The organism is Bradyrhizobium sp. 164, assembly GCF_023073715.1.
Classification (GTDB): Bacteria; Pseudomonadota; Alphaproteobacteria; order Rhizobiales; family Xanthobacteraceae; genus Bradyrhizobium.
Genome location: NZ_JADPKA010000097.1, coordinates 1 through 17,815, shown reverse-complemented (window position 1 = coordinate 17,815; position 17,815 = coordinate 1). Strand labels below are relative to the sequence as shown.

The 17,815-nt window shown below is 64.2% G+C and carries 16 protein-coding genes and 1 pseudogene; 13 read left to right on the top strand and 4 right to left on the bottom strand.

Translation table 11 applies throughout. The features are described from left to right. Positions 1 to 12: 12 nt before the first annotated feature. Complete coding sequence (locus tag IVB01_RS29950) at positions 13 to 906, bottom strand: sugar kinase (RefSeq protein WP_247279312.1); 894 nt, start codon at positions 904 to 906, stop codon at positions 13 to 15. A 221-nt stretch (positions 907 to 1,127) separates the two neighbouring features. Between IVB01_RS29950 and IVB01_RS29945 the strand changes: the two genes are divergently transcribed. From IVB01_RS29945 to IVB01_RS29905, 9 genes are all read left to right on the top strand, one after another. Continuing rightward, positions 1,128 to 1,976: a VOC family protein gene (locus IVB01_RS29945; protein WP_247279313.1), complete on the top strand. Its 849-nt coding sequence runs from the start codon at positions 1,128 to 1,130 to the stop codon at positions 1,974 to 1,976. 186 nt (positions 1,977 to 2,162) lie between these two features. After that, on the top strand, positions 2,163 to 2,870 hold the full coding sequence (locus IVB01_RS29940) for a TetR/AcrR family transcriptional regulator (RefSeq protein WP_247279314.1): 708 nt from the start codon (positions 2,163 to 2,165) through the stop codon (positions 2,868 to 2,870). A gap of 244 nt (positions 2,871 to 3,114) precedes the next feature. Beyond that, entirely contained in the window at positions 3,115 to 3,924 is an 810-nt protein-coding gene (locus tag IVB01_RS29935) for an ABC transporter permease (protein WP_247279315.1), read from the top strand. A gap of 74 nt (positions 3,925 to 3,998) precedes the next feature. Continuing rightward, positions 3,999 to 4,991: an ABC transporter substrate-binding protein gene (locus tag IVB01_RS29930; protein ID WP_247279316.1), complete on the top strand. Its 993-nt coding sequence runs from the start codon at positions 3,999 to 4,001 to the stop codon at positions 4,989 to 4,991. 142 nt (positions 4,992 to 5,133) lie between these two features. After that, a complete protein-coding gene (locus IVB01_RS29925) occupies positions 5,134 to 5,979 on the top strand; it encodes an ABC transporter ATP-binding protein (RefSeq protein ID WP_247279317.1) in 846 nt (281 codons plus the stop codon). Positions 5,980 to 6,195: 216 nt separating this feature from the next. Next, positions 6,196 to 7,593, top strand: coding sequence for a hypothetical protein (locus IVB01_RS29920; RefSeq protein ID WP_247279318.1), 1,398 nt, complete (start codon positions 6,196 to 6,198; stop codon positions 7,591 to 7,593). Further along, a complete protein-coding gene (locus IVB01_RS29915; protein ID WP_247279319.1) occupies positions 7,590 to 8,741 on the top strand; it encodes a Gfo/Idh/MocA family oxidoreductase in 1,152 nt (383 codons plus the stop codon). The genes IVB01_RS29920 and IVB01_RS29915 overlap by 4 nt, the downstream gene beginning before the upstream one ends. Positions 8,742 to 8,866: 125 nt before the next feature. Beyond that, positions 8,867 to 10,072 carry a dihydrodipicolinate synthase family protein gene (locus IVB01_RS29910; protein WP_247279320.1) on the top strand — a complete coding sequence of 402 codons (1,206 nt, stop codon included), beginning with the start codon at positions 8,867 to 8,869 and terminating at the stop codon, positions 10,070 to 10,072. After that, a complete protein-coding gene (locus tag IVB01_RS29905; RefSeq protein WP_247279321.1) occupies positions 10,072 to 10,935 on the top strand; it encodes a sugar phosphate isomerase/epimerase family protein in 864 nt (287 codons plus the stop codon). Before IVB01_RS29910 ends, IVB01_RS29905 begins: the two co-directional genes overlap by 1 nt. 18 nt (positions 10,936 to 10,953) lie before the next feature. On the opposite strand, the gene IVB01_RS29900 is transcribed toward IVB01_RS29905, so the two are convergent. The 3 genes from IVB01_RS29900 to IVB01_RS29890 all read right to left on the bottom strand — a co-directional run bounded on the left by IVB01_RS29900 (position 10,954) and on the right by IVB01_RS29890 (position 15,567). Further along, the gene (locus IVB01_RS29900) at positions 10,954 to 12,402 is read right to left on the bottom strand and encodes a Spy/CpxP family protein refolding chaperone (protein WP_247279322.1); all 1,449 of its coding nucleotides are present in this window, start codon (positions 12,400 to 12,402) and stop codon (positions 10,954 to 10,956) included. A 523-nt stretch (positions 12,403 to 12,925) separates the two neighbouring features. Further along, the gene (gene rocD, locus IVB01_RS29895; RefSeq protein WP_247279323.1) at positions 12,926 to 14,140 is read right to left on the bottom strand and encodes an ornithine--oxo-acid transaminase; all 1,215 of its coding nucleotides are present in this window, start codon (positions 14,138 to 14,140) and stop codon (positions 12,926 to 12,928) included. 194 nt (positions 14,141 to 14,334) lie between these two features. Continuing rightward, the gene (locus tag IVB01_RS29890; protein ID WP_247449710.1) at positions 14,335 to 15,567 is read right to left on the bottom strand and encodes a cytochrome P450; all 1,233 of its coding nucleotides are present in this window, start codon (positions 15,565 to 15,567) and stop codon (positions 14,335 to 14,337) included. Between the two features lie 106 nt (positions 15,568 to 15,673). Between IVB01_RS29890 and IVB01_RS29885 the strand changes: the two genes are divergently transcribed. The 4 genes and pseudogenes from IVB01_RS29885 to IVB01_RS29870 form a co-directional block, all read left to right on the top strand. Beyond that, the gene (locus IVB01_RS29885) at positions 15,674 to 16,228 is read left to right on the top strand and encodes a phosphonopyruvate decarboxylase (RefSeq protein WP_247279325.1); all 555 of its coding nucleotides are present in this window, start codon (positions 15,674 to 15,676) and stop codon (positions 16,226 to 16,228) included. Continuing rightward, positions 16,225 to 16,815, top strand: coding sequence for a thiamine pyrophosphate-dependent enzyme (locus IVB01_RS29880; RefSeq protein WP_247279326.1), 591 nt, complete (start codon positions 16,225 to 16,227; stop codon positions 16,813 to 16,815). Before IVB01_RS29885 ends, IVB01_RS29880 begins: the two co-directional genes overlap by 4 nt. A gap of 126 nt (positions 16,816 to 16,941) precedes the next feature. Then, positions 16,942 to 17,643 (top strand): TetR/AcrR family transcriptional regulator, encoded by a 702-nt coding sequence (locus IVB01_RS29875; RefSeq protein WP_247279327.1) that lies wholly within the window; start codon positions 16,942 to 16,944, stop codon positions 17,641 to 17,643. 1 nt (position 17,644) lies between these two features. Further along, positions 17,645 to 17,815, top strand: a pseudogene (locus tag IVB01_RS29870) (efflux transporter periplasmic adaptor subunit); the annotation flags it as partial.

Sequence of the window (17,815 nt, the reverse complement as noted above, 5' to 3'; positions counted from 1 at the left end):
ACCCTTCGAACGCTAGACCCTGACCTCGAATTCGTGCCTGACCTTGGCGATGTCGACGAGCGTCGGCAGGCCGGCCTCGTTGCCGAGGCGCTGGATCTTGAAGGTGGAGGCGGCGCGGGCGAAATCAAAATGCTCGCGCCAGCTTTTGCCGGGATGGGCGAGGTAGGAATAGACATAGGCGCCGTGGAAGACGTCGCCGGCGCCATTGGTGTCGATCACGCGCTCGCGCGGGATCGGCATCGCCGGCATCACCTGCACCGTCCCGGTCTCGTCGTACCAGAAGAGGCCCTTCTCGCCCATGGTGACGCCGCCGATCTTGCAGCCGCGGCTCTTGAGGTAATCGAGCATCTTCTCCGGCGTCAGGTCCATCTGCTCGCACAGCCGCTCGGCGACGATGGCGACGTCGATGAACTCCAAGAGCTCATGCGTGTTGGTGCGCAGGCCGCCGCCGTCGAGCGAGGTCAGGATGCCGGCCTCGCGGCAGACTTTTGCGTAGTGGATCGCGGCATCCGGCTGATGGCCGTCGACATGCAGCGCGCGGCAGCCGCCGAGATTGAGCATCGGAAACGGATGGATGTGCTCGTCGTCGCGGCAGCGGACGATGGCACGCTTGCCGTCCTTGGGCATGATGAAGGAGAGCGAGGACTGGTTCACCTTCCGCCCGTGCAGCGAGATTGCGTATTTCGCGCACATGTCCTGGAACATGCGCCCCAGCCAGTCATTGGCGACGGTTGCGATGAGATCGGGCACGATGCCGAGCTTGGCGCAGCAGAACGCCGCCGTCACCGCGTTGCCGCCGAACGAAACCGCGTAGTCCGAAGCTACGTGCTTCTCGTCGCCGGTCGGCATGTGGTCGGTGATGAAGACGACGTCGATATAGGTCTGTCCGATGAAGAGAGCCTGCATTGCTTGTCCGTGATGCGCTTGTGGTCCCGGCCGGCGCGTTTACTCTAGCACCGGTTCCGCTCCGGAGGGACGCTGAAATTATTCGCAAATCTGCCGCCCGGAGCGCTTGAGGTCAGCATGGTGCCGGAATACGACCATGACAGGCCAATGCCAAGCCCGGACAAACGCCGTCTTTCGGCCCAGGGGTTCCAGGTCAATTAAGAGTCGATAAAGGGGGGAAGATGATCATCGGGCTCGATCACGTCGTCGTCCTGGTCAGGGATATCGGTGCGGCCAAAGCGGCCTATCAGACGCTGCTCGCCCGCGCGCCGGCCTGGCAGAACTCCGGCGAGGGCGCCGACCGGGTCCTGTTCACATTGGACAACATGACGATCGAATTGATGGCGCCGAGCGGCTTCAGTGTCGCCGCCGACCGCATGCGCGCGCTGCTCGACGATCAGGAGGGCGTGCTCGCCAGCCTGTGCTTTCGCGTCGCAGACATGAGCAAGACGCACCGCCGGCTGGAGCGCGTGGCCCTGAGACCGGATCCGGTCGCGGAGGTCGAAAGCAGCGATGCCGCATCCGATGCCGTGCTGCACTGGAAGCGCACGCGTGCCGCCACGGAGCTCACGCGCGGCGTGCGCATTTTCTTCCTCGAGCTCGCCGACGAGCGCCCCAAGTCCGTTGCGACCGACATCGCGCCGATCGAGGCGCTTGATCACGTCGTGATCACCACGGAAGATTCCGAGCGCGCCGCCGCTCTCTATGGCGCGCGGCTCGGGCTCGATCTGGCGCTCGACCGCTCCCACCAGGATTGGGGCCAGCTGATGTTCTTCCGCTGCGGCGATCTCATCGTCGAGGTGGTGCGCCGCCCGGTGGCAGGCGGCGATGCCGCGCACGACCTGCTCTGGGGCCTGAGCTGGCGGGTGGCCGACATCGACGCCACCCGCGCCCGCCTGATCGCTGCCGGTCTCGAGGTCTCCGAGGTCCGCAACGGCCGCAAGCCGGGCACGCGGGTGATGACGGTGCGGAACGGCACCTGCGGCATCCAGACCGTGCTGCTGGAGCGTTCGCCGAAGCCGGTGGATTGAGGGAGTCTTTCCTCCGTCATTGCGAGCCAACGGGTCCGCGCGAAGCGCGGCCCGATGACAGGCTCCGCGAAGCAATCCAGAAGCCCTCCGCGGCGGCAGTCTGGATTGCTTCGTCGCAAGGGCGCCTCGCAATGACGACTTCCTCGTGGTACACGCTGATCTGAGACCACCCAGCGAGCAACCGGTTTGGCGAAGGCAAAGCGAACTCTGAAATGGCAGCGCGATCCCGAGGGGATGCGGCTGCGTATTCTCGAGGCCGCCAAGCAGGAGTTTGCGGCCCACGGGCTCGCCGGCGCGCGCGTCGACCGCATCGCCGCCAAGGCCGGCGCCAACAAGCGTATGCTCTACTACCATGTCGGCAACAAGGACGAGCTCTATCTCGCCGTGCTTGAAGGTGCCTATGACAAGATCCGCAGCGAGGAGCGCGGGCTCGATCTCGAGCATCTCGACCCGCCCGAGGCGATCCGGCGGCTGATCGAATTCACCTGGAATTACTTCCTGCGCAATCCCGAATTCCTGTCGCTGCTCCAGACGGAGAATCTCGCGCGCGCAAAGCACCTGAAGCGCTCGACCAAGGTCAAGTCGATGCACTCGCCCTTCGTCGAGATGATCCGCACCGTGGTGCGCCGCGGCGTCGACAGCGGCGACTTCCAGGTCGCGGTCGATCCGGTGCAGCTCTACATCTCGATCGCGGGACTCTGCTTCTTCTATCTCTCGAATTCGGCGACGCTCAGCGTGATCTTCGGCCGCGATCTGCTGGACAAGAAGGCCAAGGACGAACGGCTGGCGCACATGGTGGGCCTCGTGCTGGCTGCGCTGACGGGTCAGTCCCTGGCGCTGTTCGAGATCGCGAAAGCGCCGAAATCGCGCAGCGTGGTGGTTCAGACAGCGTAGCTGCGCGTCCCCGCGCCCTGGCGGATTTGGCATTCGCCGTTCCTCAATCTCCGCTGTCATTCCCCGCTTTCGCGGGGAATGACACCGAGATTTTTCGCGGCAGTCCCGCTACGCGGCCCTTCACACGACATCCTTCACGTTCAGCGACTGGAACCCGCCCAAAAGGTCACAGGGAAAGCTCTGGACAGTATTTATCCAACGGGTTAATTTCTCCGCCAACGACAAAGATTGTCGGGAGTGAGACGTGGCTGAGTTGAAGCCGCAGAGTGCGGTGTCCAAGATGCTGAATGCGGCCTGGGTTCGGCCGTTTTTGTTCCTGGTCTTCATCGTCGTGGCTTGGGATCTGGCGATCCGGCTGTTCAAAATTCCCCCCTACCAGATCCCGTCGCCTGCCGACGTCGTGGCGGTGCTGCGCACCGAATGGCCGGAACTGCTGCGCCAGTCTTGGCCGACCACATATGCGACCGTGTGCGGCTTCGTGCTGTCGGCGCTGTTCGGCATTCCCGTCGCAATGCTGATTGCCGGCTCCAAGACGGTGGAGAGCTACGTCTATCCGCTGCTGGTGTTCTCGCAATCCGTGCCGAAGATCGCGATCGCGCCGCTGTTCGTGGTCTGGTTCGGTTTCGGCATCATCCCGAAGGTGATCTCGGCGTTCCTGCTGGGCTTCTTCCCCGTCGTGGTCTCGGCCGTGCAGGGCTTTAAATCGGTCGATCCTGATATGGTCGATCTCGCCCGCGCCATGCAGGGCAGCCGCTTCCAAGTGTTCCGCGCGGTGAACCTGCCGCATGCGCTGCCCGCGATCTTCTCCGGTCTCAAAGTCTCGGTGACGCTCGCCGTGGTCGGCGCGGTCGTCGGCGAGTTTGTCGGCTCCAATTCCGGCATCGGCTACGTCATGCAGCGCTCGATCGGCACCTTCGACCTGCCGACGATGTTCGCTGCCCTCGTGATCCTGGCACTACTCGGCGTGGTCCTGTTCTGGATCGTGGACCGGATCGAGAAGCTGGTCATCCCCTGGCATGTCAGCCAGCGTGAGGACGTGATTTTCGCCTCTTAAGCAATTCTCGGCTCTGAAGTGAAGCAACGAACGGCCGCCAACGGCCGACGCAATAACGACAAGGGAGAGTAACGATGAAGCGGTGGATAGGGGTCGTCTCGGCAGCGCTGATGGTGTTTGCGGCGATGCCGGCACAGGCGGCCGATAAGGTCGTGCTGATGCTGAACTGGTACGTCTATGGCGAGCACGCGCCGTTCTATTACGGCAAGGCCAAGGGCATCTATGCGGCCGAAGGCATCGACCTCGAGATCCAGGAAGGCCGCGGCTCGGCTGCGACCACGCAGGCCGTCGCGGCGAAGACCGCCGATTTCGGCTATGTCGACGTTCCCACCATGATGCGGGCCGCAATCAAGGGTGCGCCGGTGGTTGCGACCGGCGTGCTGCTCCAGACCAGCCCGATGTCCGCCATGGGCTTCGTCGACAAGAACATCAAGAAGCCCGAAGACATCAAGGGCAAGACGGTGGCGATCACGCCGGCCGATTCCATGACCCAGATCTGGCCGCTGTTCCTGAAGAAGACCGGCCTGAAGGAGAGCGACTTCAAAACCGTTGCCGGCGACGGCCAGACCAAGCTCAACGCCGTCATCAACGGTCAGGCGGATCTCTTGCTCGGCTACGTCATGGACCAGTCGATGAAGATCAAGGACGCCACCGGGAAGGACGTCTATCCGATCAAGTTCGCCGACTACGGCATCAACATGGTTTCGTCAGGCATCATCGCCAACACCGACTATGTGAAGGCCAATGCCGATCTGGTTCGCCGCTTCATGTCGGCGACGACGAAAGCGGTCGAGGCCGCCGAGAAGGAGCCGAACGCCGCGGCGCAATCGATTCTCGATGCTAATCCCAAGGGCGGCAAGATCGATACGCTGACACAGGGCTTCGAACTGACCATCCCGCTCTACCGGACCGCGGACACCAAGAGCAAGCGGCCGTTCCAGGTCACCGACCAGAACATGACCGAGACCGTCAATCTTCTCGTCGAATATGGCGGCCTCGATGCCAAGGCCAAGGAGAACCCGAAGGCGTTCTACACCAACGACTATTTGCCGAAGAGCGGATCGTGAAGATAACAACACCGTCATTCCGGGATGGTCCGAAGGACCAGACCTCAGGTGCGCAATTGCGCACCGGGGAATCTCGAGATTCCGGGTTCGGCCTTCGGCCGCCCCGGAATGACGGCTCACATTGTCGAGTGGACTTGACGAGATGACCCCAGCAACGAAGGTGGTAGGTGACATCCAGCCGGCCGCGCATCTGCGTCTGGTGTTAGGCCGTGCCGGCGATGCGTCGGGCATCAAACTGTCCGGCGTGTCCAAGACCTACCGGACGCGCGACGGCGATGTGCCGTCGCTGCGGCCGCTCGATTTCAACATCAATGATGGCGAGTTCTTCGTCGTGGTCGGCCCAAGCGGCTGCGGCAAGTCCACGCTGCTCAAGCTGATCTCGGGATTGCTGCCGCCGACTACGGGCGAGATCCTGGTCGAGGGCGAGAGGGTGACGACGCCGCACGGCAATGTCGGCATCGTCTTCCAGAACGCGTTGCTCCTGCCCTGGCGCAACATCCTCAACAACGTCATGCTGCCGATCGACATGAAGCGGCTGGCGCGGGACAAATATCTCGCCCGCGCCAAGGATCTGTTGAAGCTGGTCGGGCTCGAAGGCTTCGAGAAGAAGCTGCCATGGCAGCTCTCCGGCGGCATGCAGCAGCGCGCCTCGATCTGCCGAGCGCTGGTGCACGATCCCAAGATCATGCTGATGGACGAGCCGTTCGGCGCGCTCGATGCGCTGACGCGCGAACGCATGAACGTCGAATTGATGCGGATCCAGCGCGAGACCAGGAAGACGGTGCTGCTGATCACGCATTCGATTCCGGAAGCCGTCTTCCTCGCCGATCGCGTACTGGTCATGACCGAGCGCCCCGGTGCGATCGCCGCGATCTATGATGTGCCGCTGCCGCGTCCGCGCTCGCTCGACGTGATGGCCGATCCCGTGTTCACCGAGCTCGTGCAACGCATCCGCAAGCATTTCTTCTCCCAAGGTGCATTGGACTGAAGCCATGGGATATCTCGGTCGCGACCACCAAGCCGGTGCGCTCCCTCCCCCGCCTGCGGGGGAGGGCTGGGGAGAGGGTGTCTTGGCTGGCAAGAATCCCCAAGAGGATAGAACCCTCACCCGGCGCTTCGCGCCGACCTCTCCCGCAAGCGGGAGAGGCGCGTCGCCCGCGGCCATACCGCTCGCACCAAGTTCAACTCGTTTTGTCATTAGACCATGTCACCCCGTCTGAAGCTGCGAGATATCGCATTCTTCGAACGTCCCGTGCATTTCGCGCGGCCGTTCCGCTTTGGCGCGATTGCCATCAGCGCGACGCCGCAGCTGTTCGTGCGGGTCGAGATCGAGGTCGAGGGCAAGGGAAGCGCGGTCGGCGCCAGCGCCGAGCTGCTGGTGCCGAAATGGTTCGACAAACGGCCGGAGCTGTCGCCGGCGCAGACGGTCGATGGTTTGCGACGCTCGCTGGAGATTGCGCGCGGACTTTATCTGGCGCGGACTGGATATTTGACGGCGTTCGATCTGCATGCCTCGTGCATCGGCGCCCAGGTCGCGACCTGCGCGAAGAAGAACATTCCGGCGCTTGCCGCGGTCTATGGTCCAGCGGAAATCGACAAGGCGATCCTCGATGCCCTGCTCCGCGCCGCCGAGACCAGCTTCTTCGATGGGATGGCCGCTAATATCGCGGGCATCGATGCGCGGCTGTCGCCTGACCTGAGCGAAAGGGACATCAGAACGTTTCTCTCGAGCCGGAAGCGGCTGGAGCGTGTTGCCATCAGGCATACCGTCGGCCTTGATGATGCCGTTGAAGGTGAGGGCGGAGTTGCCGACTCACGCGAGAACGCCGGTGCTCGCTATTTCAAGCTCAAGCTGTCGGGCGATCCCGCCGCCGACGCGGCGCGGCTGGCGCGGATCGGCAAGGAGCTCGATACGCTCGGACATGATTACAAGGCGTCGCTCGACGCCAACGAGCAATACGCCGATCTCGCCGCGTTGCAGGCGCTGGTGGATCGCCTCGATCATGATCCCGCGTTGCGGCCGATCGCCGCGCGCCTGCTCTATGTCGAGCAGCCGATGCCGCGCGACATCACGAGGCAATCGCCACTGGGCTCGCTCGGCGCGCGCGGTTTCATCATCGACGAAGCCGACGATAGCTACGATGCGTTCCCCACAGCGCGGGCCCTTGGCTATCGCGGTATCTCCTCGAAATCGTGCAAGGGTCTCTACAAGGCCATCGTCAACGCCACGCGCGCGGCGAAATGGAGCGCGGAAGGCGAGGCGTTCTTCGTCACCGCCGAGGATTTGACCTGCCAAGCCGGCCTTGCCGTGCAGCAGGACCTTGCGCTCGGTGCCCTGATCGGCGTCACTCATGCCGAACGCAACGGCCATCACTATGTCGACGGCTTTGGCGATACGCCCGCCGCTGAAGCTGCGGCCTTCGCGGCGTTGCATCCCGATCTCTATGCCGATGCCGGGCAGGGCATCCGTCTCTCCATTCACGACGGCGATCTCCTGACGGGATCGCTTCATGCTGCGGGCTTCGCCACCTCGGTCCATCCGGACTGGTCGGCGCTTCGCCCGCTCGAACAGCCAAAATCACTTCAGGAGCAATTGGCATGACCACTCAACGCCTCGGCCTCATCATGAACGGCGTCACCGGCCGCATGGGGCTCAACCAGCATCTGATCCGCTCGATCGTCGCGATCCGCGACCAGGGCGGCGTCCGCTTGAAGAACGGTGACCGCGTGATGCCCGACCCGATCCTGGTCGGCCGCAGCGCCGACAAGGTCGAGGCCCTAGCCAAGCGCTACAACATCACGCGCTGGACCACTGACCTCGACGCCGCGCTCGCCGACAAGAACGACACCATGTTCTTCGACGCCGCGACCACGCAGGCCCGGCCGGGCCTTCTGACCCAGGCCATCAATGCCGGCAAGCATGTCTATTGCGAGAAGCCGATTGCGACGAATTTCGAGGCGGCCGTCGAGGTCGTGAAACTCGCTAACGCAAAGGGCGTCAAGCACGGCACGGTGCAGGACAAGCTGTTCCTGCCCGGCCTGAAGAAGATCGCCTTCCTGCGCGACTCCGGCTTCTTCGGCCGCATCCTCTCGGTGCGCGGCGAGTTCGGCTATTGGGTGTTTGAAGGCGGTTGGCAGGAGGCGCAGCGGCCGTCCTGGAATTACCGCGACGAGGACGGCGGCGGCATCATCTTGGACATGGTCTGCCACTGGCGCTACGTGCTCGATAATCTCTTTGGCGAGGTCGAGAGCGTGAGCTGCATCGGCAACACCGACATTCCCGAGCGCTACGACGAGCAGGGCAAGAAATACAAGGCGACTGCGGACGACTCGGCTTACGCGACGTTCCAGCTCAAGGGCGGCGTCATCGCCCACATCAATATGTCCTGGGTGACGCGGGTCTACCGCGACGACCTCGTCACTTTCCAGGTCGACGGCACGCTCGGCTCCGCGGTCGCAGGGCTCACCGATTGCGTGATCCAGGCCCGGCAGGCGACGCCCCGTCCGGTGTGGAATCCCGATGAGAAGCGGCTGCACGATTTCTACGGCGACTGGCAGAAGATGCCCGACAACGTCTCCTACGATAACGGCTTCAAGGAGCAGTGGGAGATGTTCATCCGCCACGTCTACGAGGATGCGCCATACAAGTTCACGCTGCTCGAAGGCGCCAAGGGCGTGCAGCTCGCCGAGTGCGCGTTGAAGAGCTGGAAGGAGCGGCGCTGGATCGACGTCGCCCCGATCACGGCCTGAAGTCGAGTCCTAGTGTCAGTTGAGCCGTCATTGCGAGGAGCGAAGCGAAGCAATCCAGACTTTCTTTGCGGAGACGTTCTGGATTGCTTCGCTTCGCTCGCGATGACGGAGAGAGGTCAAAAATCATGAACAAGCCCGTCCAGCCCAAGCCTGCGCCTTCAATGTCGTCATTGTCGCTCAAGCTGCCGAAGGCCGATCGTTCGATCGAGACCTACCGGCTCGCGGCCTCGCGCACGTTTCCCGCAAAGCTCGAGGGCCCGCTGAGCCGCATCGCCTTCTCGGCCGTGCACACGGTCGCCGACCCCTTCGCCGACAACGATCCCTGGCTTTCGGTCGCTGTCGACTGGGACAGGACCATCGCCTTCCGCGAGCACGTCTGGGACCTCGGTCTCGGCGTTGCCGAGGCGATGGACACCGCGCAGCGCGGCATGGGGCTGGACTGGCCGACCTCGCTGGAGCTGATCACACGGTCGGTCGCTGCCGCCAAGCGTCGCAACGCACTGGTGTTCTCCGGCGCGGGCACCGACCATCTCGCGGTCGAGGATGCCAAGACCATCGACGACGTGATCCGCGCCTATGAGGAGCAGATCTCGGCGGTCGAGAAGGTCGGCGGCCGCATCATCCTGATGGCGTCGCGGGCGCTTTCCAAGCTCGGCCGCAATGCCGATGATTACGCCAAGGTCTATGATCGCGTGCTCTCGCAGGTCCGAGAGCCCGTGATCATCCACTGGCTGGGCGATATGTTCGATCCGGCGTTGACGGGCTATTGGGGTACCAAGGATCTCGACAACGCAATGGATATTGCGGTCGCCATCATCAACGCCAACGCTGCCAAAGTCGACGGCGTCAAGGTCTCGCTGCTCGACAAGCAGCGTGAAATCGATATGCGCCGACGCCTCGACAAGCGCATCAAGATGTACACTGGCGATGATTTCAACTATGCGGAGCTGATCGCCGGGGACAGCGAAGGCTTTTCGCATGCGCTGCTTGGCATCTTCGACGCCATCGCGCCGGCAGCATCCTACGCGCTGTCGCGGCTGGCGGCCGGCGATGAAGCCGGCTTCCACGACGTGCTGGGACCGACCGTTCCCTTGTCGCGCCACATCTTCAAAGCGCCGACGCGCTTCTACAAGACCGGGGTGGTGTTCATGGCTTATCTCAACGGCCACCAGGACCACTTCACCATGGTGGGTGGCCAGGAGAGCGCGCGCTCGATGCTGCATCTGGCCGAGCTGTTTCGCCTTGCTGACCAAGCGGGCCTGCTCGCCAATCCGGAACTCGCGACACAGCGGATGAAGACTGTGCTGGCCTCGCACGGACTTGAATCCTGATGCGCGATTTCTCGTCCGACCATCGCTGGCTGTCGCTGAACACGGCGACGGTCCGCAAGCAGGGTGACCTCATCGAGATCATCGATGCCTGTGCGAAGCAGGGCATCCGCGCCATCGATCCCTGGCGCGACCAGGTTGCTTCTGTCGGGCTCGACCGCGCGGTACGCGCCGTGCGCGACGCCGGCCTCGATCTCTCAGGTTATTGCCGCGGCGGCATGTTCACCTCGGATTGTTCGCGCCGGGGCGAAGTGCGCGACGACAACCGGCGCTGTGTGGATGAGGCGAAGGCGCTCGGCGCGCCCTGCATCGTACTCGTGGTCGGCGGCCTGCCGCAATATTCGCGGCCGGGCAGCAAGGCCTCGAAGGACATCGCCGCAGCGCGCGGGCAGGTCGAGGAAGCGCTGGCCGAGATGCTCGATTACGCCAAGCAGGCAGGCCTGCCGTTGGCGATCGAGCCGTTGCACCCGGCCTATGCAGCCGACCGCGCCTGCGTGAACACCACAAAACAGGCGCTCGACATCTGCGACCGGCTCGACCCCGGCCGCAGCGGCATGCTCGGCGTTGCGCTCGACGTCTATCACATCTGGTGGGATCCGGAGCTGATGGGCCAGATCGCGCGCGCCGGCCAAGATCGCCTGCTCGCCTTCCACGTCTGCGATTGGATGGTGCCGACCAAGGACATCCTCAACGACCGCGGCATGATGGGCGACGGCGTCATCGACATCAAATCCGTGCGTCAAGCGGTCGAAGCGCAGGGTTTTGCCGGCTATTCGGAGATCGAAATCTTCTCCAATGACTGGTGGGCCAAACCGATGGACGAGGTGCTGCGCACCTGCATCGCGCGGCACAAGACGGTGGTGTAGGTCACGCGCGCGCTGCCCTTACTGTCCTGCAACCTGTTGCAGCGTATTGAAGCGCGCCTTCTGCTCGCTGCTCAGCGTCGCGTAGAACTCGTCCAGTGCGGGTTGCACCAGCTTGGCGGCGGCGAGCATGGCTTGGAGACGATCCGCCATGGCTTCCAGGCGTCCGACTGGTGTCAACGGCACACTGTCCGGGCAGACGGCTTGCAGTGCTGCGACTGCCTGCTTCGTCGCATCGTCCAAGCGCTCGAGCGCATCCTTCTGCTTGCCTGCCGGACGGACAACGGCGTCGATGCGTTCGATCGGCAACTGGGTCAGGCCGGACTTCGGATCGCCGCAACCCTCGGCACTGGCTTCCTGCTGCTGTGACGAGCGGTCGCCGACAGGGGGCCCAAGCGCGTTGAAGCGCGCTTGCTGTTCGTCGCTGAGCGAGTTGTAGAATTTCTCCAGTGCCGGTCGCACGATCTTGACCGCTTCCAGTGTCGCGCTGATGCGATTCATCATCGCGCGCAGGCGGCCAGGCGGCGTCAATGCATAAGTCTCCGCGCAGGAATCCTTGAACACGGCGGCCGCGTTGGCCGCCGCGGTCTTCAACTCGTCGAGCAGCGCGCGTTGCTCCGGCGTCGGCTGCACTGCTTTCGCGATATCGGCAAGCGGCCAAGCCGTCACGCCCTTGTCTGGTGTGCCGCACAATTGCTGTAGCGTCTGCGGGCTCACGCTGGCGCGCGGGCGCGCCCGGCGGCCGCCGCCGGCTTGCGGATAGTCATACGGGTTGGTGCTGGCATAGGCGGAATAGGGGCCGTCACCGCCCCAGAACACGGTGTCGACGAAATCGTCATACGCGTACGCCCAATAGCCGGGCTCATAAGCATAGGACCAGAACGTGTAGTTGAAAATGTCGGAATAGGCGTATGGCCAGAACACCGGCCCAAGCCACGCCACGAAAGCCGCGGGATGGCGGTGACGCCAGGCCTGCCGGGGAGCCCAGCCGCTCTGGCGGGTGAGGAGGGCCGCTTGGGTCTGCGGATTGGCCTGCTCACGGAAGCGCGCGGCAAACCGCCCGCGCTCAGCAGCCTGCGCGGTGGTCGTGGTGGTCGGGGTGCGCGCGGCCGGGGCCTGGAGGCCAAGCCGCTGCTGGCGCGCCAGGTCGCTCTGCTGCGCGCGCTGCTCACGATCAAGCAAGCGGTTCTGCGCCTGGAGCGTCCTTTGCTGCAGGCGTTGCGCCCGCACGCTTTCCGGCTTTTGCGATTGCAACTGCTGCACACGCTGCTGGAGTCGTTCGATACGGGTCTGACGCTCCGTCGTCTGGCGGGACAGCATCTCGCGCTGCCGCTGCTGCACCATCTGCTCACGCTGCTGGACTTGCTGCTGGCGCTGTTGCGCGCGCTGTTCAATCTGATCCCGCCGCGACAGCCGCTCGCTCGCGGCCGGCGGTCCGCTGGGGCGCGATGGGGCCGCGATGTGCGGCATTGGCCGAGGCGCCATGGCCGGACGTTGCGGTGCTGCCGGCGCCCGATGGAATTCAGGCCGCGGTGTCACCACGTGCGGGGCTGCCCGCGGCGGTGCAGCGAAATGTGGGGACGGGCGCGGTGGCGGTGAGGCAATACGCGGCGCCGGATGTGGCGCCATGGCTGGTCGCTGCGGCATGGCCGGCCGCTGCATGGCCGGGGGATGATGGAAAGCCGGCGCTGCGGGGCGTGCCATGGCTGGCGGCGCCGCCGGATGGGCCATGGCCGGTGGTGCTGCTGGCCGAGCCGCCGGTGCTGCGGCCGGACCGGGTGGTCCGCCCCTTCCGTGTCCGAGTCCTTGGGCGAAAGCGCCGGCGCTCGTCGCCAGCACCGAGACACCAACTAAAAAAGCCGTAAGGCAAACGCAACGCGGAAGCATGGTTCTAGCTCCCAGCTCGTCATCGCCCACGAACTTCAACGCACAGATGGCGGGATCGTTCGTTCTTGACCGCGGCCGGCATTGCGATCTTCCGACGCAGGCAGCCTCAAGAGAAATCCTGGGTCAGGGTGGTGGCGAGCCGCTCCAGCGCCCAGTCGACCTGGTCGCTGGTGATCACCAGCGGCGGGGCGATGCGGATCGTGTATTCATGAGTATCCTTGGCGAGGATGCCCTTGCCCTGGAGCGCCTCACAATAACGGCGTGCTCCCCCGGCCTCTGGATGCAGCTCGACCGCCAGCATCAAGCCGCGTCCGCGCACCTCGCGGATCGTGTTGGCACGGATGCCCTTCAAGCCTTCGAGAAAGCGCGCGCCCTGCCTGGCCGCGTTCTCGATCATGCCTTCCTCGACCAGCACGCGCATCGCCGCGCGCGCCACCGCGCAGGCAAGCGGATTGCCGCCAAAGGTCGAACCATGCTGTCCGGGTCTCAGCGTCCCGAGCACGTCGTTATTCGAGAGCACGGCCGACACGGGGTAGAAGCCACCGGACAGGGCCTTGCCGAGCAGCGTCACGTCCGCCTCGATTCCCTCGTGCTGTTCGGCGAGCAGCTTGCCGGTACGGCCGAGCCCGGTCTGGATCTCGTCGAGCACCAGCATCACGTTGTTGGCCGTGCAGAGCTGACGCACCTTCGTGAAATAGCCGGCTGGAGGAATGACGACACCGGCTTCGCCCTGGATCGGCTCGACCAGAAAGGCGACGGTGTTCGGCGTGATTGCGTCTTCCAGCGCCGCGGCATCCCCGAACGGGATGATCCTGAAGCCAGGCGCGAACGGACCGAAGTGTGTGCGTGTCTCGGGATCGGTGGAAAAGCTGACGATGCCCAGCGTGCGTCCATGGAAATTGTTGGCGCAAACGATGATCTCGGCCTGGCCGTCCGGCACGCCCTTCACCTCGTAGCCCCATTTGCGGACCGACTTGATCGCGCTTTCGACCGCCTCGGCGCCGCTGTTCATCGGCAGCACCTTGTGGGAGCCGGTGAGCGCCGCGATTTCCTCGTAGAATAAGGCGAGCTGGTCGTTGTGAAAGGCGCGCGAGGTCAGCGTCAGCCTGTGCGCCTGTTCGACCAGTGCTGCCAGGATTTTGGGGTGGCAGTGGCCCTGGCTGACCGCCGAATAGGCCGAGAGGCAATCGAGATAACGGTTGCCTTCGGTATCCCACACCCAGACACCTTCGCCGCGGGACAGGACGACCCCGATCGGCTCGTAATTGTGGGCTCCAAAGCGTGCTTCTGTTGCGATGAAATCAAGGACCGACGAGCTCATCTGTCGTCACTCCATTGCCGCGCACGGGGGCGTCAACCGACTGCACCGCCGGCGGCCCTCAACTTGATCTAGGTATCAGCTTGCCGCCTCGGAAGCCTTCATGCGTCCGATGGTTGGCCCCTCCCGATTGCCAGAAATATCAGAGGGTTCCCTACTGTGCATGGGGTTGTTTTCGTCATTTTTGTTTGGAGGCTTCATCCGATCGCGCAGGGCACGCTCAAAAAGCCGCGAAACCGGACCCGCCCGCCCCGCACCGGCTGCCCGGTCACGGCATAGTTCGGGAAGCGCGCCAGGAAGCGCGAGATCGCGATCGCGCCTTCCAGCCGCGCCAGGGCCATGCCCGCGCATTGATGCGCGCCCGTGGCGAAGGCGAGGTGCCGGTTCGGCGTGCGCGCGATGTCGAAGCGTTCGGGCTCCGGAAACTGTGCGGGGTCGCGGTTGGCCGCGCCAATGCACAGCGTCACCGAGGTGCCGGCGTCGAGCATGACGCCGCCGAGCTCGACCTTCTCCGTGGTCATCCGATTGCCGAGCTGGTTGGAGCTCTCGTAGCGCAGCATCTCCTCGACGGCGGTCTTGATCATGTCGGGGTTGGCGATCAAGCGCTGCTTCTGGTCCAGATTGCGGTGCAGCGCGACGAGGCCGTTGCCGATCAGGTTGGTGGTGGTCTCGTGGCCGGCATTGAGCAGGAAGATGCAATTGTGCAGCAGCTCCTTCTCGGTCAGCCGCTCGCCGTTCTCCTCGCCGTTCCCTTCTCCTTGGATCAGGCGCGTCAGCACGTCGCGCTCGGGATTGCCGGGCTTTCGGCGCCGGCGCGCGACCAGCGTCTCGAGGTAGGCGAGGAAGTCCTGCACCGCTCTGTTGCCGCGCGCGGCCGCTTCGGGCGACACCACCGGTTCGAGCGCACCCAGGATCGCCAGCGACCAGTCGCGCAGCGGCGCGCGTTCCTCGTGGGGCACGTCGAGCAGATTGCCGATCACTTCGATCGGAATGGAGGCGGCAAAGTCCTCGATCAGCTCGCAAGCCCCCTTGGCGGCGATGGCGTCGAGCAGGCCGTCGACCAGCTTGATGAGGTCGCCCTCCATGCCGGCGATGGCGCGAGGCGACAGTGCGCCCATGATCAGGCGGCGCACGCGGGTATGGGAGGGCGGATCGTTGAAGACGAGGCTCGTGGTGTGATGCTCGTAGAGCAGGCTGTCGCCGTATTTCGGCGCGAACTCGCGCTTCTTGTCCGAGCTGAACGATTTGGTGTTCTTGTAGGTGGTGACGAGATCGTCATAGCGGGTCAGGAACACGGTGCCGTTCGGTAGGCGTTTGACCGGTTCGTTCTCCCGCAGTGCACGGTAGGTCGGATAGGGGTCGTCGTAGAACTCAGGCGTCAGCTTCTCGAGATCGAAGCTTGCCGCCAGCTCCTTCGCATCTGCGTTCATTCCGTTATACTCGCCGGTTAAAGCCGATATGCCGTTTTTGTTGTTCTGGCCGACGCGCGCATGCGTCTACAGTCGCGCCGTCTTTGCTAGCTGACCGGACAGGAAAATGCACGCGCGCGCTGACGCTCCCGACACGGCCCCGGAAGCAAGTGTTCTTTGGCCCGACGATATTTTCGCGACATTGCAGCGCTTCGACGTCCGGCAGGTGCCGTACGTGCCCGATGCCGGTCACTCGAAGCTGATCCAGCGCGTGCTGGCTTCCTCCACGATGCGCGGCATTCCGCTGACAACGGAGGAGGAGGGCGTGGCACTTCTCGCCGGCGCCTGGGCGGGCGGACAGCGCGGCGTGTTGCTGATGCAGTCGAGCGGTGTCGGCAATTGCATCAACATGCTGTCGCTGATCCCGATCCTGCGCTTTCCGTTCCTCACGCTCGTGACCATGCGGGGCGAGTGGGGCGAGTTCAATCCGTGGCAGGTGCCGATGGGGTCGACCACGCAGGGGGTGTTCGAGCTTTCCGGCGTCAAGGTGCTGCGCGCCTCGAACCCGGCCGAGGTGCCGGCCGTGCTGGAGGCGGCCGCAGCGCAGGCCTATAACGCACTCACTCCCACCGCCGTCCTTCTGTCGCAGCGCCTGATCGGTGCCAAGGTTTTCACCAAATGAGCAAGGCCAATCTCCTCGACCGCCGCCAAGTGGTGTCCACGCTGCTCGCGGAGCGCAAGGATGTGATCGCGATTGGCGGCTTGGGTGCCTCCACCAACGACATGTGCGCGGCCGGCGACCACGCGCGCAACTTCTATCTCTGGGGTGGCATGGGCGGAGCTGCGATGATCGGGCTCGGGCTCGCGCTGGCGCAGCCAAAGCTGCCGGTGCTGGTCATCACCGGTGATGGCGAGATGCTGATGGGCATGGGCAGTTTGGCCACCATCGGGCTGCAGAAGCCGGCCAATCTCTCCATCGTCGTGCTCGACAACGAGGCCTATGGCGAGACCGGCGGCCAGACCAGCCACACCTTCGCGGCTGCCGACCTCGTCGGCATCGCCCGGGCCTGCGGCATCGAGGACAGCCGGGCCGTCACGACCATGGCCGAGGTCGAGGCCTTCGCCAAAGCCGTCCACGACGTTTCCGCGGGGCCACGCTTTGCCAATGTGAAGATCGACAGCGCCAGCGTTGAGCGGATCTTGCCGACCCGGGACGGGACCTACATCGTCAACCGGCTCCGGGGCGACCTGGGCTTCCGGCCGATTTAGGGCCGGCCTTGCCGATGTCGTCGTCCTGCTCGTGCGCCGTGTGCGCGAGCCAGTTTCGACCCAATCTAGAGGTTGCGATGCAGCATAGTGCTTGACTTTTGCGTGGGTGAGTGCTTACTCACTAGCATGAGCTCATTGCGTATGACGAGCGACCTGAGGCGTCAATTGATCCTCGGTGCCGCGAAACGTTGCTTTGCCCGACACGGCTATAACGGCACCACGACCAAGAGCGTGGCGGCCGCCGCTGCTATTTCCGAGGCGCTGCTGTTCAAGCATTTCCCGTCCAAGGCGGCGCTCTACGCCGAGATCCTGAGCGACGAATGCGAGGCGGATCCGGCCCTGATGGAGCTGCTCGAACGGGAGCCCTCGACTGCCACCCTGGTCGAGGTGATCCGCGGCATGGTCGAGCATTTCCTTCACATCGCCGACGGGCCCGACCAGGAGGAGGCGCAGCGCCTGCGACTGATGGCCACGAGCCATTTGGATGATGGCGAATTCGCCCGTTTGCTATATGCCAAGATCGAGACGCTGATCGGGGCTGTCTTCGTCGCCTCACTCGAGCGCGCGGTTGCCGCGGGGGACGCACGGCCGTGCACTGGCGATCCACTCAACCTGTTCTGGTTCGCGCATCATTCGGTGATGACGGCGGCGCTGACCAGGCTGCCGGCCACGCCCTGTCTCGCTTACGGCAAGGCAAACGATCTGGAGCGGCAGCTCTGTGAATTTCTCCTGAGAGGTATCGGACTTAACGACGCCGCAATTGCTGCGCATCTAGGCCACAATCAGGCCGCGAATGCCGGCAAGACGGCGATTGCAGAAAGTGCATGACATGAACATCGTAGCCGAACACAAGATTTCGGGCCAACCGATCGACAACAAGGCTCCCAAGCGTCCGGTCCGGCCGGTGCTGTGGTTCATCATCGTCGGCGCGCTTCTCGCCGCGCTCGTCGGTGGCCTCGTCTGGTTCAATTATTTCCGCGGCCAGATGATCAAGCAGTTC

Bases quoted from the DNA above. Each gene is read 5' to 3' on its own strand.
- IVB01_RS29890 (WP_247449710.1), bottom strand. From the start codon at position 15,567: ATGAACGCAGATGCGAAGGAGCTGGCGGCAAGCTTCGATCTCGAGAAG.
- IVB01_RS29915 (WP_247279319.1), top strand. From the start codon at position 7,590: ATGACCACTCAACGCCTCGGCCTCATCATGAACGGCGTCACCGGCCGC.
- IVB01_RS29930 (WP_247279316.1), top strand. From the start codon at position 3,999: ATGAAGCGGTGGATAGGGGTCGTCTCGGCAGCGCTGATGGTGTTTGCG.
- IVB01_RS29885 (WP_247279325.1), top strand. From the start codon at position 15,674: ATGCACGCGCGCGCTGACGCTCCCGACACGGCCCCGGAAGCAAGTGTT.
- IVB01_RS29905 (WP_247279321.1), top strand. From the start codon at position 10,072: ATGCGCGATTTCTCGTCCGACCATCGCTGGCTGTCGCTGAACACGGCG.
- IVB01_RS29900 (WP_247279322.1), bottom strand. From the start codon at position 12,402: ATGCCGCACATCGCGGCCCCATCGCGCCCCAGCGGACCGCCGGCCGCG.
- IVB01_RS29875 (WP_247279327.1), top strand. From the start codon at position 16,942: ATGAGCTCATTGCGTATGACGAGCGACCTGAGGCGTCAATTGATCCTC.
- IVB01_RS29945 (WP_247279313.1), top strand. From the start codon at position 1,128: ATGATCATCGGGCTCGATCACGTCGTCGTCCTGGTCAGGGATATCGGT.
- rocD (WP_247279323.1), bottom strand. From the start codon at position 14,140: ATGAGCTCGTCGGTCCTTGATTTCATCGCAACAGAAGCACGCTTTGGA.
- IVB01_RS29910 (WP_247279320.1), top strand. From the start codon at position 8,867: ATGAACAAGCCCGTCCAGCCCAAGCCTGCGCCTTCAATGTCGTCATTG.
- IVB01_RS29920 (WP_247279318.1), top strand. From the start codon at position 6,196: ATGTCACCCCGTCTGAAGCTGCGAGATATCGCATTCTTCGAACGTCCC.
- IVB01_RS29880 (WP_247279326.1), top strand. From the start codon at position 16,225: ATGAGCAAGGCCAATCTCCTCGACCGCCGCCAAGTGGTGTCCACGCTG.
- IVB01_RS29925 (WP_247279317.1), top strand. From the start codon at position 5,134: ATGACCCCAGCAACGAAGGTGGTAGGTGACATCCAGCCGGCCGCGCAT.
- IVB01_RS29950 (WP_247279312.1), bottom strand. From the start codon at position 906: ATGCAGGCTCTCTTCATCGGACAGACCTATATCGACGTCGTCTTCATC.